This is a genomic window from Neptunomonas qingdaonensis, from assembly GCF_900113275.1.
GTDB classification, from domain to species: Bacteria; Pseudomonadota; Gammaproteobacteria; order Pseudomonadales; family Balneatricaceae; genus Neptunomonas; species Neptunomonas qingdaonensis.
The window spans coordinates 289,853-312,367 of sequence record NZ_FOOU01000004.1; the positions used below are offsets into that span (position 1 = coordinate 289,853).

Annotated in this window: 10 protein-coding genes and 2 pseudogenes; 3 read left to right on the forward strand and 9 right to left on the reverse strand. The window is 45.0% G+C overall.

Annotated elements, in window-relative coordinates:
- Window positions 1–1,136 precede the first annotated feature (1,136 nt).
- Complete coding sequence (locus tag BM099_RS08270; protein ID WP_090726623.1) at window positions 1,137–3,824, forward strand: hypothetical protein; 2,688 nt, start codon at window positions 1,137–1,139, stop codon at window positions 3,822–3,824.
- Between the two features lie 241 nt (window positions 3,825–4,065).
- Here BM099_RS08270 and BM099_RS08275 read toward each other — a convergent pair whose 3' ends face one another.
- The 4 genes and pseudogenes from BM099_RS08275 to BM099_RS20660 all read right to left on the reverse strand — a co-directional run.
- Window positions 4,066–4,434: a tyrosine-type recombinase/integrase gene (locus BM099_RS08275; RefSeq protein ID WP_415860145.1), complete on the reverse strand. Its 369-nt coding sequence runs from the start codon at window positions 4,432–4,434 to the stop codon at window positions 4,066–4,068.
- A gap of 21 nt (window positions 4,435–4,455) precedes the next feature.
- A pseudogene (locus BM099_RS08280) lies at window positions 4,456–4,932 on the reverse strand (IS3 family transposase); the annotation flags it as partial.
- Window positions 4,933–5,012: 80 nt separating this feature from the next.
- Window positions 5,013–6,536 (reverse strand): group II intron reverse transcriptase/maturase, encoded by a 1,524-nt coding sequence (gene ltrA, locus BM099_RS08285; RefSeq protein ID WP_090726627.1) that lies wholly within the window; start codon window positions 6,534–6,536, stop codon window positions 5,013–5,015.
- A gap of 660 nt (window positions 6,537–7,196) precedes the next feature.
- Window positions 7,197–7,862: pseudogene (locus BM099_RS20660) on the reverse strand (IS3 family transposase); the annotation flags it as partial.
- Window positions 7,863–8,459: 597 nt separating this feature from the next.
- Between BM099_RS20660 and BM099_RS08300 the strand changes: the two are divergent.
- Entirely contained in the window at window positions 8,460–9,524 is a 1,065-nt protein-coding gene (locus tag BM099_RS08300; protein ID WP_090726636.1) for a patatin-like phospholipase family protein, read from the forward strand.
- Window positions 9,521–10,981, forward strand: a complete 1,461-nt coding sequence (locus BM099_RS08305; protein ID WP_090726639.1) for a GntP family permease — start codon at window positions 9,521–9,523, stop codon at window positions 10,979–10,981. Before BM099_RS08300 ends, BM099_RS08305 begins: the two co-directional genes overlap by 4 nt.
- A gap of 952 nt (window positions 10,982–11,933) precedes the next feature.
- Here BM099_RS08305 and BM099_RS08310 read toward each other — a convergent pair.
- From BM099_RS08310 to BM099_RS08330, 5 genes are all read right to left on the reverse strand, one after another.
- Window positions 11,934–12,560, reverse strand: coding sequence for a hypothetical protein (locus BM099_RS08310; protein ID WP_090726642.1), 627 nt, complete (start codon window positions 12,558–12,560; stop codon window positions 11,934–11,936).
- A gap of 671 nt (window positions 12,561–13,231) precedes the next feature.
- Window positions 13,232–15,904: an ATP-binding domain-containing protein gene (locus tag BM099_RS08315; protein ID WP_177201120.1), complete on the reverse strand. Its 2,673-nt coding sequence runs from the start codon at window positions 15,902–15,904 to the stop codon at window positions 13,232–13,234.
- Window positions 15,905–15,995: 91 nt separating this feature from the next.
- The gene (locus BM099_RS08320) at window positions 15,996–18,743 is read right to left on the reverse strand and encodes a phospholipase D-like domain-containing anti-phage protein (RefSeq protein WP_090726646.1); all 2,748 of its coding nucleotides are present in this window, start codon (window positions 18,741–18,743) and stop codon (window positions 15,996–15,998) included.
- A gap of 72 nt (window positions 18,744–18,815) precedes the next feature.
- On the reverse strand, window positions 18,816–21,833 hold the full coding sequence (locus BM099_RS08325) for an anti-phage-associated DUF1156 domain-containing protein (protein WP_090726649.1): 3,018 nt from the start codon (window positions 21,831–21,833) through the stop codon (window positions 18,816–18,818).
- Window positions 21,834–22,469, reverse strand: a complete 636-nt coding sequence (locus BM099_RS08330; protein ID WP_090726652.1) for an anti-phage-associated DUF3780 domain-containing protein — start codon at window positions 22,467–22,469, stop codon at window positions 21,834–21,836.
- Between the last annotated feature and the right edge of the window lie 46 nt (window positions 22,470–22,515).

Below are 22,515 nucleotides of genomic sequence, written 5' to 3' on the forward strand. Positions count from 1 at the left end.
AGCTAACTTGTTAGTACTGCGCAGAAGATATACCATCAAGCACGTCACCTCAAAAGGAACCTATAAGGAGATAATGCCCGAATACATCTCCTTGTATTTAAATTAATAAAAATCCACAAATAAACAGTTTATAAATAACTTTTAATAAGTAATATACAAAAAACGGGCCAAAGATAACTCATTGATAAGTATTTATTAAAAACCAAAATATGGGTCAATTAAAACCCACTAAAAAATATAGAATCGATAAAATCTTTAACAAATATTGGATATTTTTCAATTAATACAGACATTTAAATTGAGTTGAACTGAGATGCTTATTAATGGGTTATTTATAACCCGACATATAGTTGGCTGGGGATTTAGAACAAGTTATTTTTTTGGTTGTTCTCAGTTTGAGGAAAGTGAGGAAGACATAAAAGCATTATTAATGACTACCTCTACCTTCTCCTCGCTCCATAAGCCAATGTCCAAGCGAAGATAATAGAAACCGGCATGAGGGATACGGGCAGCCATAATCAACCTTATTGCTAAAGGTTAGTGACACACTTCAAAATTTCAATTTTAAATTTTACGCTGGAAGCGAAGCAAACCGTGAAAATGTATTTATATTGGTGGGCCTAGCTCTATCTAATAGCATCGCTAACCAATTGAATGTATATAAATATAATTAATAATATTTTTAAATTTTCTTCCAATCACTTTTCTTACCTACCTTCTCACTACTTCTTAAAGCGCCGAAAGATCACTGTATCACCAATCAAATTTAGCATCTCTGTATCTTTAGATGATCGCTAATCAGGTTATCACTCACTAAAATACTCGGCTGAGCTCTCATCTTCAGCTCCGTTACGCAAAGCGCTCTGCTCCAGGTGTATATTGCTTAGCCCAATGGAGGCACTCATATGCCGGAGACTTGATCGAAAGGCTGCTTTTTTATTTCCATTCCACTATTCTGAGAAACAATTATGCTCTAAATGAGAAATGACAATACCTTATTGATAAAAGTAAAATTATTGAGTGTATATTAATTTAATCGAGTTAATTTCATCACATTATTTTTAATGATATTCAGTACATTGTTAATGCTAATATGCAAGAACATCAAAATAACTGTACTATAAAGGGAGATATTTATGTTACCAAGGATTGCTTCGATATTATCGTTAATGATGATTTTTGGTATACCAATAGCTTATTCCAAGGACTTTAAAATAGGCCTAAAGGTTGCGCAAGTTGGGGGTTATGACAGCGCTTTATTAGCCTGGAAACCTCTTGCTGAGCAAGGATATGCAGCTCAATATAATTCTGGAGTCAACTCTGCCAATGTCCAAGGCGACAAAGTGACTGCTAATGATGAAGATGCCTCGAATAAGGCGAAAGTATCGATCAGAGTAAATGAGGTTATTCAAGCTAACTCTCAATCCGTGGTTCACGAAACACTGCTATCCGGTATCACGTCGTATTCTGGTTCGTTTCAGGATAAAAATACGTATTTAGGGAAGGTTACACCGCCCACTGAGATCCCCTATGGAGATCTCGCAGCGCTTAAATTAATGAAGCTGTTGCCAGAGTTTGACATATCCACATACACACGAAACGTTAATACAAGTATTGACTGGTCGGGTAATACGGGGGAGCGTCCCGAAATCGGTTTATTTCCAGATGACCATGCAGCGTTTATTGCAGGAGTCGATGTAAATATTGAGCTAATCAACGCTACTGCTGATCAAGCAATGCCCTCCACTTTTAGTTTTGGGCACTTTCCAAATCTATACTGGCTACCGTATTTAATGACAGGGGATGCTAAGTACATCGCGCATATGGAGGATCAATATATTCGTGTAACCTCTAAGATGGGCGTTCCTGTTAATGAGTTTGCAAACTGGTACGAGTCAGGCCGGTATTTCGCATGGTCTTTGCGTAATTTGGCACAGCTTGCGTATCTACAGCAAAAAGGTCTGACAACCCAGACGTACTACATAGATGCATTAAATTTCACTAAAACATATTTAACTAACAAGGCGTTAAACAATAGTGATCCCGCATATGATACATGGCGGGTACTTAAATTTAATTCGACGACATACAAATCTGTTGGTTTTACCGGATGGCAGGAGTCGATGATGGGTATCGTGATCAACTATGTTGCCCAGCTTGGTTTTACTGATTGGCTACCTATTTGTAAATGGCATTTTGTCCAGTTGCAACGAAGAATAGATTATTGGGGCTGGAAAGCTGTTGATGCTGATCATTTATGGTTTTATGAACGCGCTTCTGAACTAGGCCAAAGCGCAGAAATAACCAACTATGGTACTGCACGCGCTTGGGCAGCTAAAGCTGGTGAGACTGTTAAAGATTCGTGGGAGCGAGTCACTCCGTATCCATTAAGCAAAATGAATGTACAGGCCTACATAGACTGGCCTGAAGGCAAATTGCTGACAGTAAATGGGACAGTCGGTGGGCAAACATTCACCTATGCAAACAGAGCGCAGTATGCGGCTCATTGGGCGGCAATGGCGGCAAGGAACGGAATTGATGGAGCAGATATTATTGCCGATGCTTTACACGAAAAAATTAATGACCGTGGTGATGTATGGGATTACAAAAACAATCCTTCTGGATATCCATACACTGTTGAGCTAACACCAATATCTAACTTTAATTGGACTCCGGGGCGAAATGCAGATGGGATTGTGGTTGATGCAAGTTGGCAGCAATTGCCTATCGCTACTAAAGAGAATCCGATAGTTCATCGCATCACGGGTAGTGATCCTGTGGGGGAACTAACCTCTGATCTTATTTCAAAAGGCTTTAACCCTGCCTCTGATGACTACGGTAACGGAAAAGTGGCTGGTACGTTCTATGCTTGGGTAGGTCAAGCACTCGATCCGGTACAGAAAAAAGCATGGATTCCCTGGGGAGGAGGGCATGCAGACAGTTCTATGAACGGGGTATGGGAGTTAGATATCAACAAGCTGAAATGGTCTGTTGAGTCAATGCCATCAGATCCAGACGCTCTTGGATATGAGTGGTCAGATTCTTACAAAAACTCCGGGAGTTTTACTAAGTATCATGGCGGTTACACGCTCCCTGATGGAAGACCGCCATCGCAGCATACTTATGGAGGAGTATTCAAGTCTGGCGACTGGCTGGTGACTACTCGAAATAGGCGTTTCGCGTATAATATTGTAACTAAGGAATACAAAATTGAAGAGTGGAGTCGAAATGGCGCGCACATAACGCCGGATATACACAACTATGCGTTCGCATATGGTGACGTGGTGTATGGAGCGCTTAAACAAGCCAACGAGTGGGGTGGCTGGCATAAAATTCCCGACCCATCTAAGCCTGAAGTGGTTAATATTTCTGCCCCATCTTACGACGATATTAACTGGAATGGAGGTCATGCATTAACGCAAATCGGCTTTGACAAAATTATCGCTATCGGCTACAAAAACAGATATCAGATCTTTGATATGGCAGCGGAATCGTGGGGGCCTGTCACCTATATCACAGGTGACACTCCATCGGCCGGATACGGATATGAAAATGAATTACAAGGTCTTGTGTATATACCGAATTGGGGCGCTTCGGGATCTATTCTGAGGCAATACATGTACGGCAGCAGCAAGGGCAAATGGTTCGTATTGGATTTAGAAACCAACATACAAACTGCTATCGCCCTAGAAGGATCGCCCATCCAGTACACGCCTTGGGTAGGCCAAAAGGTTTTCACTATTGAGATAGGCGGCATAACGGCTATGATTTATACATCAGTCAGAAGCGGTGTCTCCCAAACTAGCATCATGAGGATTGAATAACTTTAACTAACACAGGGGTAATGCACGACAGATTGGCGGCGCTATTCGGAGCCGCTAATAGCGTTGACTATAACTCTAGGATATTGATGAACTATCAGATAGAGTCGAACTGAATGTAGGTATCTTAAGCCGTGACTTTCCCAATGGTATAACTGTAAATGCCGCGTCGGGTGAAGAGCTCAGCCAACCTTTGCTTTAGCTAGGCCAGTTTAGACGAACCTCAAAAACATCAGATACATATTCAAGAAACGCCAGCCCTACCATAATGCTTGTATTGGCTCGCATCCAGTGATGGTAATAGCCTATCAGGCCGGACAAAAACCAAAGGTACAAATTTTAGCGCTGCACGCACAGTTGACGTCCCTTCATAACTATCGAGCATCTGGAGCAATTTGCCTACTTTAGCAGGATCGGTAATGGCAGGGAAATGTTGTGTTTTATGTGTAGCCAGTGCCCCTTTCAAGTCAGGAGTAATATCTCGTTTCGCCCTCCCTGTCGCAACTGCATAACGAAACACCTGACCTGTGACCTGCTTTATCCTGTGTGCACTTTCTATAGCACCACGAGCTTCAACTCGGCGCAATACTGCTAATAGCTGTGGCGGGGTAATATCTGAATCGCCACTAGTTCTCTAGACACTTACAAGCCGTCTTTCAAATTGGTTTTCATACTCTATAGGCGGCAACATATTATTGGAACCATGTCGGCGCTTGCTGTTATAAAACATTTCAATGTAATCAAAAATATCTTGTCTGGCTTCGTTACGCGTATTGTAGATTCTACGCTTTATTCGTTCCCGTTTTAGTAACTGAAAAAAGCTTTCAGCGACGGCATTATCGTGACAATTTCCACGACGACTCATGCTTCCTTCTAGTCCGTTATCCTTAATAAATTCATGCCAGTCATGGCTTGTATATTGACTGCCTTGATCAGAATGAACCAATACTTTTGAACGGGGCTTACGCCGCCAGACTGCCATTAACAGAGCGTTTAATGCTAACTCCTTGGTCATGCGTGGTTGCATTGACCAACCCACCACACGACGGGAATACAGGTCGATGATAACGGCCAGGTATAACCAACCCTCCCGCGTGGGGAGTAGAGTAAGAGGCAGGGCGTAGTCGAACTATCTCCCTGCTTCTCCTCTCCGAACCGTACGTGCACCTTTCAGCGCATACGGCTCTCCACTTAATCGCGGCCAACGGCCATTGCAACATCAGCGTAGCGAGATGTGACGGTATTTCTGATCTCAACTCTACGATATGGATTTGATTCTGGTAGCCGCCAGCGAAAGGGTGACTTGGGGCTGCTAACCAAGTGGTATAACGCAGCTCCAAATAAGTAACCCAAGCCGGTTTTGCCGAATAAAACCCAAGTCTTAGCTTTTCCTGGCTCTGGCCGTTTACACCACTTCCTCAGTAATGATTTGACGCTGCAACGGTATTTTCGAGCCAGCCAATGCGCCAGTTTCCAGAAGATAATCCGATCAATCTTACTGTAAACCTTGGCGGTGAAATCAGTGTGTCGATAGAATTGCGCCCAGCCTTTGAGTTTCTGGTTGAGCTTTTCCACCTTATCGATCTTACTGACACTATAGTCAGCCGACAGCGCTTTACTCAATGAGTGAGTGAAAGCCTTGGCCTTATCCTTCGGAATTCCAGAGACCACTCGCATGTTACCCTTGGGACCGCGCTTTCGAATAATCCTGTGACCCAGAAACACAAAACCATCGTTCACGTGTGTCACATGGGTTTTCTCCATGTTCAGGGTGAGCTTTAGTTTACCTTCCAGAAAATCACGGCATTGATCACGAATAGCGTCGGCTTCCTGCTTGCTACCTTTGACAATAACTACAAAGTCATCGGCGTAGCGGCAGTAGGCAACGGCAGGCTTCCACTGCCTGTTTTCATCAATGGCAGGTTTCCGCCCGATCTTGATACTGTGATTCCAATACCAGCGATCTTTACGGGCCTTCTTACTGAGATAGCATTTTTCCAAGTACTGATCGAATTCATTGAGCATGATATTCGACAGCAGAGGAGAAATAACCCCGCCCTGTGGCACGCCCTCACTGGTTGCGCAGAATAGGTTACGCTCAATATGCCCTGCTCTGATAAAGTTCCAGAGTAGTGTATTGAAGCGATCACAGCTGATTCGCTTGCGCACGCACTTCATCAGTAAGCGATGGTGAACGGTGCCGAAATAACTCGACAGATCTCCTTCGATTACCCAGCGCCCTTTGCTCTGATTCGAGTCAGTCAGTTGTAACTTGACCGTTCGAATAGCATGGTGGACGCTGCGCTCAGGTCTGAAACCATAGGATAACGAGTGAAAATCGTTTTCCCATATAGGCTCCATCGCCATGAGCATGGCGCGTTGCACAATTCTGTCTCGCAGAGTGGGTATGCCCAGTGGGCGCTGCTTGCCATTTGCTTTCGGGATATACACTCGCCTTGCGGGTAGCGGCTGATAGTTACCCGATAGTAGATCTGTTCTGATCGTTTTCAGGTAATCATTCAGCCCCAACTGTAAGCGATCTTTGGTAATTCCATCGACACCAGCAGTGAGCGCTCCACGTGATGACAGAGTGATCTTGGCAGCATGTTCCAGCCACCGAGGATGACTAATTAGACGCAAGAGACGATCAACCCTGCGGTTTTTGTCCGTTGCTGTCCATGTTGCTAATTTGCGCTGCATTTCGCTGATTATCAAAGGTCTTCACCTCGTTAGGCCAGGTAATCTGCCTACGCAAATCAATTAAGCTGCGCCCCTTCGCCATGCGCTGGGCTTTCCCCAGCTCGGACTACTACGAGCGCTCCGCCAATCTGCTTGTCATCGGGGTCGTGCTCTCTTAACAGCCAAACAGACCTTCCCCAGTTTATCTATCTGAACTCAAGCATATTGGAGTGGATGCCGATCGCAGTCTTTAGCCCTATCTTTCTGTAGGGTGATGACGCCTAAACGTAGAGCTGTGTTATTACGTTTATCCAATGCTGAGCACATACATTTTACTCTGCATATCGGTCTCTCAGGGAAAATTATCACTGAGAAACAGCAGTCATATTGCCTGTTAATTCGTGTAGGCAATGGCGACATTTCAGCCCATAGATGCGTGTTAATCGGTTCATGTTCTTCATCCGTCCAGTACTCAGCCTTGAGGAGCATGTTGGCTTAACGAACTCGCCTCACTCCACGTTGTTAGCGGGTTACATCACCTTACCAGCATACGGTAAGTCACTGCCGCTCAGATTCAGTGGCTGCACAATCAGCCATTGAGATGAATCCGCTAGCTCCTGTCAGCGGGTTCACCTATTTTAAATAGACTCGTGGTTCATTTGAGCATCCATGCTCGCCCTGAACTATGGGCACACTGTACGTAATATCGGTTACCCACGCGTGGTTTGGCATCTGAACTGTAAACTGACGATCCAGCGTGTTGGCGGTGGTGATATGTGATGATTCCGTTCGGTATCGGGGTTTACGGTAGCCGACCTGAGCCTTCAACCCTGATAGTTTCATCAGCCGATGTACGCGGTTAATACCGACCTTCTCACCCATACTTCGCATATCGCTGTGGATCTTTCTATAGCCATAGACGCACCCTGATTCCAGCCAACACTGCTTGATGATGCCAGACTGCCTGTCATCTTGTTGTTGGCGCGATGACTTGGGAACAGCCAGCCAAGCATAGAAGCCGCTGGGGTGCACATCGAGCCGCCGAACAGGCCAGAAGTCCTTGTGATGCTTAATAAAGGTATACCTCAGTCGGACTGCTTCGCGAACCTACAGCAGCTTTTTTTAATATATCCCGCTCTTCAGTCACGCGTTTTAACTCTTTACGTAACCGCTGTAGCTCAGCGTGTTCGTCCGACTGTTTTTTAAACGTATTGGATTCAGGGCCGTATGTTTTTATCCATGCATACAAGCTGTGTGTGGTGGTACCGAGACGACTGCGACCTCAGCAACGCTATGGCCGCGTTCAGTGACTTGTCGTACGGCTTCAATTTTGAATTCTTCAGGGTATCGTTTACTGCTCATAAGCACCTCTCTAGTTAGCCATTTTATCTAACTAATAGGTGTCTACCAAACTAGTGGCGATTCAAACTTTCCCGAAGCACTAACCTAGAATAGGTTGGACCACGCAATTTAAGGCGCTTTCGACCCTATACAGCATACGGAAGATCTTGTTTGATGTTGCGACAAAGCGTGTATTACGTAAAGAAAACCTGATCCTAAATAGGCTGAATTAAGTAAACTGTCCCCGGATTCCTACTGGCTATACAGGATAAACCGAATAAAGCGCTCAGTACAAAAAGCTTCTGCCAAACTGGCAAAAAACAGACCAAAACCACACAGATAATAATTTTGATCAACAGCACCTCCCTGAAATCGGCATTGGCGAGTTTATGATGTATGATCGAACGCCAGATTATTGTAAGCAGCTTTGTGATATGAACAGTTTTTTACTGCCATTGCTGTAGGCTCCGACATGATTATGCCATTCAGAATAGTTTCCTTATATTACAGGAACACAAGACCCGGAATTTGAAACAGAGCACTAAGCGCAGGCTTTTTTCGGTACTACGATGGAGTGGTTAACGGAAGACTAAGAACGATAAGCGAGAACAGGACGTAATGACCGCAACCAAAAAAATCGAACTAGCCCTTCAGGGCGGTGGTTCCCACGGCGCCTTCACTTGGGGCGTCCTGGATCGGATTCTGCAGGATGATCGGATCGGGATCACAGCAATCAGTGGTACCAGCGCCGGTGCGATGAATGCCGTAGTGCTGGCCGATGGCCTGACCCGTGGCGGGCGCGACGCAGCGCGTGAAGCACTGGACGGGTTTTGGCGCGCGGTCAGCGACGCGGCCCAGTTCAGCCCGATCAAACCCGGACCGTTGGATCAGATGTTTGGCCGCTGGAGCCTTGATGCCTCCCCCGGCTACATAGGGATGCTCACGCTGGCGCGGCTGGCTTCGCCGTATCAATTGAATCCGTTCGACATCAACCCGCTGCGCGATGTGCTTGAAAAGCAGGTTGATTTTGATCAGGTAAACGCGTGCTCGGCCACCAATATATTCGTGGCAGCCACCAATGTCCGCACCGGCTTGCCGAGGGTATTCCGTCAGGGTGAAATCACCTTGGATGTGGTCATGGCTTCGGCCTGTCTGCCCGATATGTTCAAAGCAGTCGAGATTGATGGCGAGGCCTATTGGGACGGTGGCTTTACCAGCAATCCGGCGCTGTCTCCTCTGGTCGACGAAAACGATTGCCGCGACATGGTGATTGTCCAAATCAACCCCATCCGGCGCGACAAAGTGCCAACCACCGCCGCAGAGATCCGCGACCGGATGAACGAAATCTCTTTCAATTCCAGCCTGATCAAGGAATTGCGCTCGATCGCGTTGTTGCATCGTATCATTAACGCTGAGGGGCTAGAGGACGAACGCTATCGCGACATGCGCCTGCATCGCATCGGCGGCGAAGGGCTCGAGCATTTGTCGGCTTCTTCCAAGATGAACTCCGGGTTAGATTTCCTGCTGCATTTGCGTGACCTGGGACGCAAATCTGCCGATAGCTGGATCAAGACCAACTTCGCTGCACTGGGAGAACGGTCGACTTTCGATCCTGAAACGCTCTTCGAAGAATCTATCCGCCTTCCCGGTGCCCTAAAACGCAAAAATAAAGGCACCAAATGATGGGACTTGCCGGCATTCTTCTGGCGCTGGGATTGCTAATTTTCCTGGCCTACCGCGGTGTGTCTATATTACTCCTGGCGCCTCTGATGGCGATGTTGGCGGCCAGCTTCGCCACATCAGCTCTACTAGGGCTTTACACGCAAGTATTCATGACCTCGGCGGGTGGATTTGTTATATCGTTTTTTCCGCTGTTCTTGCTGGGCGCAATCTTTGGCCGATTGATGGACGACAGCGGCGCAGCAAAATCCATCGCTGCCGGTTTGGTGGCCCGGCTTGGGAGCGGACAGTCGATCCTAGCCGTGGTGCTGGCCTGCGCGATCCTGACCTATGGAGGTGTATCGCTGTTTGTCGTGGCTTTTGCGATCTATCCGATCGCCGCCTCGTTGTTTCGCGAGGCCGACATCCCCAAACGGTTGATCCCGGCCACGATTGCACTGGGGGCGTTCACATTTACCATGACGGCACTGCCGGGCACGCCGGCGATCCAGAATGCGATCCCGATGCCCTATTTCGGCACAACTCCCTTTGCCGCCCCCGGCATCGGCATTCTGGCCGCTCTGGTCATGTTCGGGGCTGGCCAGTGTTGGCTGATGCACCGCGCGGCGCGAGCGCGGGTTCGGGGCGAAGGCTATGGGATACATGACGACGCGACCGCCACACCGAACGACGCAATGCGGCAACGCTCAGCTGGCGAAGGCTATGACCTTGCGGAAATCAGTACGACTGATACGGTGGTGGCACCAGTCACTGCCGTGCCGGGATTTTCGCTCGCGGTGCTGCCCGTCGTCGTCGTGGTCGCCGCCAACTATGTGTTCTCGGGCATCGTGATCCCGTCCTGGAACATCGACTATCTATCAGAGCCGCTTTACGGTGCCGTCGGCCTGTCGAACGTGCTGGGGCTATGGTCGATCATTCTGGCGCTTTGTACGGCCATTCTGGTGCTGATTGCCCTGAACTGGAAGCGTCTCGCGTCCTTGCGAACATCACTGGATGCCGGGGCCAACGCCTCGGTTCTGCCGATCTTCAATACCGCGTCGCTGGTGGGCTTCGGGGCGGTCGTGGCCGCATTACCCGCCTTTGCTATGCTGCGCGAGGTGGTGTTGAATCTGGGCGGCGACAATCCTTTGATCTCGTTGGCGATCGCGGTCAATATTCTTGCAGGGATCACCGGGTCGGCCTCTGGCGGGATGAGCATCGCGCTGTCCACCCTAGGCGATACCTACCTTGAGATGGGGCATGCGGCAGGAATAGTACCGGACGCCCTGCACCGAATCACAGCGATTGCCACGGGTGGGCTGGATGCCTTGCCGCATAATGGCGCTGTGGTGACGCTACTGGCAATCTGCGGGCTGACACACCGCGACTCTTACGGCGATCTTGCGATGGTCGCAGTCATATTCCCGCTGGTCTCATTGGTGGTCGCAATCGTCGCAGCGACTATGTTCGGAGCGTTCTGAAAAACAGGCGGGGGCGAAGCATCTGTGCCTGACAACAGCCACAATGCTAAACCTGCGCCTGCCCGGATGTGCGATATAAAGGTATGACCAACACTACCCTGTATCGTTGATCCAATATCAACGCAGTGTTCCTGTCCCTTGTAGACAGAGATTTACGAATCAGTTTGGGTACTCTTGAGTCACACAAAAGCTTACGGAGAACCCGGTATTGGAATTGATAAATACCCAGTCGATTGGTAGTAAAATAAGAGGGGTTTTGGAACGTTTAAACTGCCATGTGCAACACACTCTGTATCACATTTTTGACTTCAAAAACGAAATAAACCAATAAAAACAAAGATTTGAGTGTAGATGGTGGAGCCTAGCTCTATCGAATAGAATCATTAACTATTTGAATATAAAAAAATATATTTAAAATTATTTATAGAATGCCCCCTAAAATGCCCCCTAAAATATTTTTGCTTTTTTTATCAGGATGTAGAGTATATCGGATTAATCAGACACTCTTATCTCTCAGCAATCCAAAACAGCACCTCAGTAAGTAATAAGATGTGAAAGAAAATCAAGAACCACCGAGGCTCTTGATATCAACTTATCAGAACGACAGGGGCAATAGCTGTTTACTGTATAGCTCTACAGCCTGTGGTGCCCGGAGCCGGAATTGAATACCATTATAATGCAATACCTGTAGAGCATGTGACGTAATTTTTCAACCATCAGTTAACATAATAAAAGTCGATATAAGCATAACTTGAAAAATCAAGTCAGATCCAAGCCGACGCATGAACACACACAGTAGGACAAGATAACAAGCCATATTTGTTTTTCTGCTTGCTTTTTCATTCTTTTTTTTGGATCTGCTAATTGATTTTTTAAGGCGCATATTAATAAATACTAGCCAAAACGCTACCCCCAAAGAAGCATGGTACCCATTATCTTCAGATATATGATTTTATGCTTGAGAGAATAAGTAGAGTTTTAAAATTTTATCAAGTTGAGCAGCATTTTGACTTTTACCCTTTAATTCCATAGCGTGCTTTTCAGTAAGTAATAGGCCTACGCAGTTAAGCTCATATGAGGCACCAATTGAGTCAATATAGAAGGTGCTTATGTCATACACGGAATCACTGCCAAAAGAAGATACTTTACAAAGTACGGGAAAGCGCTGTTGAAATAAAACTGGATAGATCTTTGTTCGTAGGTTTTCAAGCATCCATAGATACCTGTTTTTTTCTATTCCAGTGGAACCAGGAAGAACTTTCACTTTGATGAAAGGCGCGCATTTACCCTTGTGTCCCTTTAATACAGTCAGAGGACGATATTTATTTTTAACCCAATTGAACTCTGCATACATTGGTACAGACGTCCGTCCAGATCCACTACATTCATGTTTTGGCCAAGGAGGCCCTAAATCATCAAAAAAGACCTTTGATCCTGAATCATTTTGATAATAGAAGACATATCTTCCACATCCTTTACACCTAGTAGGACGGGTGTAAGTTTCGTTTTCAGACAGGTTTAACTGGGCATACTTAACTGGATAAACGCTGCCATCCTTACGAGTTCTGAAACCTGCCATCGTGTTATTAGCCTTTTTTCGTTATTCTTACTTATCTAAATAAAGCCACCAGCGGTGTTTTTCTGAATCACCACTAGCTGGTCTGGAATAGCTAGAAAAAGTGATAGTAAGTTAATTTAATCACGGTTCTGGCCTTAAAGTCGACGCATCCATACCATCACTTTGTAATGGTTCACTTTAAGTAGTTTCGTATTTTCTTTGTAAGTGATTGTCATAACTGGCATGCAATTCATTTTGGGTATAGCCAAAATGAATCAGGCGGAAATTATCTATGGGATTACAATTCCGGTCGCCTAGCTCTACCAAATAAAGAAAATAACCATTTTAATATATTAAAATATAATAACGATAAATTATAAAATGCCCCCCATATTTATTTCTTCTCTTTTTTTTATCTGACTGTAGGCTCAAATAATCTAACGCAAAAAACAGCACTAAACGTAAATTAGTCACGACACATATGAAATCTCTTCCACTTATTCCTTGGTTTCGATCATAGAGGGCTACGACCAACCCAGCACCATTTCACGAGACTAACATATAGATTTATGTAGAATACTCAGACCAAAAAATGCAAAGAAACTCTAAGCACTCTGAAGCTAAGGTTCGAGGAACGACGCGCAGATTAGGCTAGCTATTCAGCGCGAAAGATGAAATAGCCCCGTATTGTTTCATTCACCCCAGGACAGATCAAAACTCCCTCTAAGTGGTTCTAGCGATGTAGGCAAAGAATCATAACAAACTAATGCTAAATAAGTTGCTGCTCGTGTTGCACCTACGTAAAGATAGCGGTCAAACAAATCTGGCTTCTCAATAGCTAGCTTGTCTATTCCAGCGAAAAATACTGCTTCAAATTCAAGACCTTTGATGTGCTGAATATCAAATACACGGATATCAGTTCCCTCACCAAGGGCCTTTCCTTCCTCGCAAGCTACTACACTAAGATTAACGTGCTCTAGATAGTTAGCCAGCCTTTCTGCCATTGGTTTCACTTCTTCTTCAGAATTAACCAATACTGCAATGGTAGGTAATTGCTGAACGGCACGTTCAACCTCCATAATGCGTTCAGCGATCCAAGTTATAGATTTATCATCGCCTGCTTTTTCGCATAGCACCGGTTTGACACCAATATGATTGCTCTCCTCGGGGATCATACCTAAGGCACTTAGGTCGCCATTCTGTATGCGTAAGAGTTCGCCTGCAAATTCATTTAATATGCGGCTTTGTCGGTAAACGAGCTGAATCGGTTTTACCGAAATACGAGGTAAAATCCAAGTCAATTGTTGCTGACTGCGAATACCGGAAGACGTGATGCGCTGATTAAAGTCTCCACATGCAAAAAATGATTTACTCTTCAGAGACGTTAAACTCTCCATACAAGCTAGCTGTAACATCGAAAAATCAGTCGCTTCGTCTACCATAACTTGATTTTTAAACAGATCTGAAATAACCACCAAATAAGAATACTTAGTCTCATCGAGGGCTTTGCCCACAAAACCTTGTGTCATCAATTGTCGAGATTTTTTTAGCATTAACAAAATGATGACATCCAATTCAATGCTAGAAAGTTGAGTTGTATTGGTTACTTCGGTGTCATAGAAATTTTCTATAACTGTTTTTGTTTTGCGAAAATCTCGATAGCTCGTAGATACATCAGACACATAACGTTTATGACTATTCACAAAACGGCGCAAACCATTTTGAAAGCTTATGTGCTTGCCGATCTCAACCAGAATATTGTCACTGGGTATGGACGTTTCAAGAAATCGAATAATTGATAACGATCTCGATTTCGTTGGCATGCTACGTTTTAGATACTTAGTTCTTGCTAAAGCTCGGATTGCCGACAAGTAGGCTTTCACCGCGACTTGTATCGCATTGCTGCTCAGTACAGATGCGTCTTCTTGCTCATCATCATCGAACAGCTCTTCGTCATCCGGTTCATTTTCCTGCTGAAGAGTTTCTAGGTACTTAGCTAATCTATGAAAAATCTCTTTGTCTTTGTTATACAGGCGATTCCGTTCTTTCTTTAATAAATCTTCGGCTATAGTTTTTGAATCACTTAATGCCGACTTATAGGCGTCTTCAAATGTTTCTAGGTCACGGTAAATATCTATCAATTTACGCGATTCAATTTCGCCACCTAATTTTTGTAGATTTTTTGATATGGTAGCAGCAGTATCTGGGGCTGCTGTGGTGGCGATGACTATTCCGTCTTTAAGTTGGTCTTTTAATCGTTGTTCATGAAAGCCCTCAAAGGATTCATACCAACGGCTAGCATCCTCAATCACCGCAGGGGCTAGGTTGGATAAATCGTTCTTTAATGTGAACTTTCCGCCGTTAGCTGTGCGTAATATCCCCAAAGTATTTCGCGCAATATCGTTGCGAAAGCTTATCCATGTCCTAATATGAGAATCGGTTGCTGGCACTTGTTCCCGACTAAACGCCTCTTTCAAGTAATGTTTAAGCAACTCTGAAGGGGTAAACATTATCCAACTAGACTGATGTTGTTCTTGATCTTTAGATGTTTCGGCAAACCGCTTTTCTTCTGCCTCAAGAGACTCTACATCCAGCTTTTGCCCCAAACGCTTAATTAACGTGGTGGTTTTACCTGTTCCGGGAGGCCCAAGAATGATAAGTTGGCTATTCAAGGGTAGTCGAAAAATTTCGCCTTGGAACTGATCCAATATGGGCTGATCCCGCAAGCCCATCGCAGTGCGAACTTGGTGACTAATGCCAGCTGAAACACCACTTTGAGCCTCTGCCTGCTCCAATAATTGATCAAGTTCATCGGCACTTTCAAAATCGTTTGCTTGTAAAAGAGCGCGCAATGATTCGATAGAATAAGTGCCACTATAGTAATGGCGATACTGAGTATGGTTTGAATCCCATCCATCGGCTTCCTTTTTTGGTCGAAAGCTGGTTTTCTCGATCACATAAAAAAGTTGAGCTTTTCCCTCGATAGTAATTTTAGCTTCGTCACCTAATGCTACTTCGGCTAATCGACCAATTGGCGAGCGATAACTTGCAAACGCTCTTCCAGAAGGGAGCGGTAAATTAGCATTACGTGCAATATAAATTACTTTTTGATTCTCGTTGTCGTCCCCAATAACTAGTCTAGCAATCGCTGGCTCATGACAAAGTTTGATTAATTGCTCACGGTTAGCTTGTTTAATGCTAGCAAGATTTTGAAAGGCTTGATTTCCGGTAAGCGTATTGCCACTAGCAAAGCTATCCGTCCCCATATTGTTTTCAAAGCTCAGTTTATTCGTTGCGTTGTCCTCAATTTCTGAGAAAGTAGACAGCGCGTCCTCTGCAAGTGTAGAAAAATCAATATCCGCCATTTCTAACATCCTTATCTATGAATGACCAAACTTACCAAGGCATTCATGAGTCGAAATAAGGGCCGGTGGTAGGCAATAGTTTCATTCACGTTCATTTTGTTTCACTCCACCCACACATCATCAGCTCATTAAAATCACGGCGGGATAAAACATCAGAACAGTCCCGCCAGTCTTTTTCGGAAGGCTCCATCGTAGAGGTGTAACGAAGATCAAAACCATTGGCTTGTTTTTGTGCATTTATGTACTCGTCCATCTTCTCACCCATGGTTTCGATATCTTCAATCCATTCATCCTTGATGGTGTCGGGTAGTGAACCAAACAAGTTATAACGATCTTGCATGCGTTCTGAAAGCTTGTCATAGACTTTCTCATCAACGGTTTGCTCGTTAACTAGGTTCAGCATATCGACTTTATCGCGTACCTGACCAAAACGTTTAATTCGACCAATTCTTTGTTCCAGTTTAGTTGGGTTCCAAGGCAGGTCAATATTCATCAGCGTGCCCAGTGTTTGTAGGTTCAAACCTTCACAAGCAGCGTCAGTGGCTACCATAATTTCCAGTTGATGCTCTGCAACCATCCGCTTTAAGGTTTCGCGTTCAATATTGACGCTATCACCTTTTTGATACAGCCGACTTCTGCCTGCACCTGCGTATAAACCAACAGGCTGATCTGGGTAACGAGTCGCTAATGAATCTGCCACCCATTTGGCGGTGTCGTAGTATTGGCTAAAAATAATAACGCCATGCTTGAGCCATTGTTCTTTTTCAAGGTAATGGATAATAGCCTGAAGTTTGGGATCCTCTTCAATTCTTTCTAAACGAACAATCATGCGTTCAAGTACGGCAATATCATCTGGGCTTTCTGCCTTAAGCTCAATGGTTTGGTCGTCTTTTTCTTCTTGGATGGTTCTGCCTTCCAATAGTTTTTTAGCGGTATTAAGGCCTGCTGAAATACTGGAGCAAATTCTTTGCTCCATGAGGTTTTTCATGAAGCCACTGCCTTTACCACTTTGCGCAAGTGCTTTTCCAAAATTGCGAGCCTCCGCATAAGCTTGTCGAAAATCTTCGCTGGTCCTCAGCGCTTTACCTTCAAACAAACTATTAAACTTGTGTTCCTCTTTTGCTAGATTTCGATCGGGGTGAACATCAACACCAATACGCGGTAATAGGTTGGCGTCTTCAAGTGTTACTCGTTTTCGTAACACGATATGACGAATAAAGGGATTCTCCCGCTGAAAAAAGTTAGCGCCCGAAATATCCCGATCCAGCTCATCTTCCAAGTAATCTCTAGAGTCGTCAGACAAATCTGTCAGAGGATTTTTAATGTCCCATTTTTTGCCATTGATAAGCTCAAGATCTTCTCGGATGGAACGAAACAATTTTCTTGAATGCTGTTCGTTTGAAGAGTCCACCACCGGTAATGGCGAGCGCAATAGCTCCCAGGCAAAACTAGGCTCAATTACGCGCTGTTCACCGGAAAGGATAGGTAATACTTCTTTCGGCCTGTGCCATTTTGTAAAGTCATTGCCTAATACCAAATTGTCGCTGCCTTGGTGCAAAATCCCCATGAGATCCCATAGGTCCTCTGGGCGTGTTTGTATCGGTGTGGCAGTGCCTAACAGAACATGATCAGACCGAGCTGCAATATCCCGCATAAAGGCAAGCAAATTATTATGTGAACCTGCATCTTTACCAAAGCCTTGTCGGCTTCTGGCTTTGTGTGCTTCATCTAAAATAGAAAGGCCAAAACGCAAGCCAAGCAAATAATCCTTTTCTAAGGATTCTTGCATCATTAAACCAGTTGAAACGATGCCGATACGTAATGGACATTTGGCGATAAACGCTTGGCCGGAAGGCGAAATAAGTCTGCCTTCTGGATCTAGCCAGGCTTTCTTTTGTGTATGCCAACGAGCGCAGGGAATACCCAGCTTGTCGATCATTTCTGTTTGCCATTGCTCACATAAGGTAGCCGGGCAAAAAATAATAACAGGCTTTCTTTTTTTGTTTTCTTTGTCGCTTAGTAAGCATAAGCTCAAAGCCGCGGTGCCCATAGAGAGGGTTTTACCTAAACCAACTTCATCGGCTATCAACAATCGTACAATGCCGTGGTTATGGTAATGTCGAACACACTCACTCACAAAACCCTGTTGCCACGGTTGTAATGAAAAGCCTTGACGATAAAGCGGTGACTCAATAAGAGCTGCTGGCGCCAGATCATCATCGTCTTCAATCTCATCAAAGACGACTTCACGACGATAGCCCCTGCGTTTTACTTCTCGAATAACCGCATCCGGTAGTTGCCGAGCAGCATTCCAAAGAAACTCGAACTCTTCTTCTATCCACGCGACACCCTCCGGCGAATCATCTTCCCACAGGATTTCATAGTGCCTTTGCCACCCGCTACTGGTTTCATTCATAGAGCCCATAAAGCCCAGCTTGCGACCATCTGCGCATTCAATGACACCGGCTTTACCGTGTAAAAAACCGCAAATACTATCAGGGGCAACGCGAATAACCTGACCATGCTTGGCTAAAAAACTGTCAAGTCTTCGGTAGCGATCTCGGTTTAACAGTGCTTCGGTTTCTATATCATGCTCGTTCCAGCGTCCAATCATTTTTGACTCACGCAGCTGAGCAATCTTTAGGTCGTCTGGATGAATATCGACATTACAAACAATTTTAACTTCAGGAATGGCTTCAATCAGTTCGTTCGCAACCTCAAATAAGGAGCTCGTAAAGTAGCCCGCTATGCGTTTATAGCTGCGGGCGCCTTTTAGATGCTCCAGTAAAAAGCTACTGTCGAGCCGATGGGTGCGTGAAGAAAACCGTCTGATTGCCATATTATTATTTGCTCTTAGTCCATAGACTTTTCATTGCTCTGTTTTTAGTTGCCTATTTTTAAATTTCGCACACTAATTACCTAGAGCCCGCATATTGCGTAACCGCGCTCCCAGTACTTCTGCCACATCACGCGTGGCTTTTTCGGGCGCTTTGTTTTCAATAAAGGTCAGTACATCAATCAATAATGCACGTATCTCCATAAAATCGGGGAGGTCCGCCTGTAGTTGGCTGATCACCGCTTGTGGGTCGGCTTCTGCTAACAGTTGTTGCAAACCAATAATCAAGTGCCCAAGCCAAGTTGAACCAATCTCGTTACTTTCGGTGAGGTCGCGCGAGGTAAATTCAGGGATGCGTTTTAGCTGAGCTTTGTTAGCCGCCATACTTCCCATCACTCTTGCGTAGTCTTCCACACGGAAGGCTTTAGCGAAGTTTTGATAATTATCTAATTTAGCAGCTCCGGTGGTCTCAATATCCATCATGCGCAGATAAAAACGCTGAATACCGCTGAGTTTCTGCCAAGTGTCGGTCGTTAAACCCTCAGGGACTAACAAACTATTGGCGGCTTCAGCAGCCTGCTGCACAATTTCGTCAACAACTGTCACTTCACCTTTAGTGCGAGGCCTCAACGCAAAAGCGGTGACATCTTCGCCACCAATATGGGTGTAAGACGTCAGTACTTTTAGGGCAGCGGCGTAACCCGCCATTTGTAAGTCGGAGTCGTTAAACACAGGCTCGCCCATCTTGTCTTTCACCTCGTCGTTCAGGTGCATCATGGTTTCGATCTGATGTTTAACTTCGGCACGCACGGCAGGCAATAGCCGCTGTTTAAAGCCCGCGTTTTCTCCCGATGGGCGTTTGCGCAGCATCAAAATAACGGTGCCCTGTACGTATCCACCTTTTTTCAACTCAGTGCTGGTTTCTGTAGCGATATACCATGCACCGACTACTTGTAGGCCAGCCGCCCAGAATATGCCAATCATGTCAGACCAAACACCCGTATCTTGGTGGGTGAACATAACGCACTGCATTCCGTTGTCAGGCATTTTTTTTGTCATTGCGGAATAAGACTCCGCCATACCCTTTCTAAAGTCATTACCGGAGCCTTTTACTGCAAGTGCCCGTCGAGAATCCCAAGTCCATTCATCAAAAGGTTTTGGGGGGTATTTTCGAAACCAAGCGATAAAAAACTCAGTAATTTCGTGGTACATCACTGCATCAGCATATGGTGGATCGGTAATGAAAATATCTGCAGGTATTGGGTTTTTTGCTTCCCTTGTAACTACTTGAAAATTGGTTTTTGACAGGTCAGAGTACCTAGCATTTCCTAACCCCCACTGGGAAAGAAGGAAATATGAGCTTCTGGAACCGTAATTTATAAAAGGGTCTAATGCCTGGTTATAGAAAAGATTTTCAGGTTTGTCCCAGCCAGTATGCCAATGACAACACTTGTTATTCCAATCTGCAACTTTCGCTGCATAGACAGTCATGCAAGCAGGCTCGCTACTTGAAAGAGAATATTCGTTGATCAGTTTTTGAATTAAAAGCTGTCTTGAATTGAACAAGTGATGCCAATATGTCCAACCTCTTGTTCTCGTAGGCTCATCGGTTTTGTCACCTGGCTCTATTTCCATATCGGGCACGAGCCCTTGCTCCTGCCAATTAGCGAGATTTTCGTGAACTATTCTATCTACCTTCTCTTCACGGGCTAAATCGGCCTCCGTCACTTTTTTAAAGAACGTTATTGGGCGTGTTGAATCTATAGTATCCTTGTCAACCCAGTGGATGGCATATAACCTATCACGATAGATGTCCGTATCTAAATATCGAAAATCTGCCTTGTCCCACCTTCTAAGGCTGTTTAGCCACTTCCCGTCGGGGCCCTTACGGTCGCCACGAATAGTTTTCAGCGGATTTTTGTATTCCTTTCCATTTAGCGTATATATTAAAAATCCGTTCTGAACGGTGCCATTTTCTGCAGCTTTTAACTCAGATTTAGAGCAATCAGAAATAACATCTATTTGAAATGACTTGGTTTCAATATTGGGTATAACTTTAGCTATAACACCTTTATTTTTTGAGATAACCCAGCTTGGAGACATTGGTATTCTCCAGCCAGTTTCAGGACACGTCGTCTCTAAGCAATATAAGAAGGACTTTGCGCGATTTCCTTCACTATCATGCTCGATTTGTAATTCAGTTATAGCTTCATCAACTTTTATGTAAACGTATTCTTGAGCTTGGGAAAACTCTTTCCTTTTATCTTCTGAAGCACCAATGATATTGAGAGCCCCCCAAGTTAACATACAAGCGACAGGATTAAGATCAGATGCTATTGCGTCACAGCCAATTCTTGCTGCTTCAAATGGTATTGAGCCACCACCACTAAATGTGTCTGCAACTTTAGGCCTGCGTCCATATTTCAAAATACCCAGTTGTTCAATGAGTTCTTGGTGAGATGATGCATTAACACCGTAACTTACATAGTGTTTATTTATCGTTGGCCAAATGTGCTCATATAACCATCCTTGATCTACCTCTTCAGGTCGCTTACATAGTAATGATTTCTCTTCGTAGCCTTTAATTTGACCAAGAAATAGAGTTAACAAATGAAGTTTGTCTTTTTCCTCAATGTCACGGCGCCAACGGAGTTTTAACCCTGAGGAATCAGGGTTTAACGGGAAGGCTAATGCGTTAATTTCGGGAAACCGATCGTCGTCAACTTTAATATTATGGGAGAAAGAGTCCCATGGGTTGTGTAGGTTTATTTTCTCGGCTATATCTTTCGGCTTTATTAAATTCTGAATCAGGGCACGCTTGGCAAGACTCTGGTCATCAAATGCCATCAGTAGTTCAAAAATTTCTAAATCTTTTTCAGTGTTATCTGTTTGAGGTAAAAGACTACCAAGCACTACCGCTCTGACTAAAATCAGAGGCTTACGACCTTTCCAATAGGACCCTAAACCTGTGAGCGTTTGCCCTAAGTTTGCTTTTCTTTCTTTTTGTGCCTCGAAAGATACTTTTTGTGCTGGAAATACTGCCTCAATCAGTGCAGGCGCATCTTTCAGCGCAAAAGGTGTTAGCTGTGTCATTTAATCTTCATCTCCAAACAGATCGAGCATGGACAAATTGCCTTGATCGAAACCATCGCTCTGTAATGTATTGCGTACTATTTTGCGGCCGCGTGGTTTTAGTTGGTCGCTCTGTGCAACATCGCCTAGCGCATGTCGTAGTGCAACACGCCAACCTTTTTCACCGTCTTTTATGCCGCCGGTACTCATGGCTGTCATGCCAAAAAGCCACCAGCGCTCTTCGGGCCTGAGTGCAAGCCAATTCCGAACCGCGACGGGAATATTCTCCATCGCCATACTTTCAATAGCCCAGGCTAATACGCATAACTCTTTCCCCAACAATCGATCGACAACATTCTCTCCGACTGACCATGCTGAGGTTTTAACGTTGTGACTTTTTAGCCGGGCATTAAAGGTTCGCTGTACTTCTGAGCGTATGGCTGTCCACCTTGGTCTATCAATAATGACACGGTCAATTACTGCAAATTCATCGCTCTGCGCTTGTAGGCCGAGGTATTCACTGATTTGGACTTTGCCGCTATTGGCTTTGGGAATAATGACTTTAAAGTGATGGGGATCACTGGATGCAGGCACACCAAAGCCCAGCATTGGATGTGTAGCCGCTGTCTTTTCTGTGGTGAGTGTTGCCTTTGCCATTATTGTTTCCTCATTGCTTTTATACGTAGAGGGCTAAAAGCCCTAT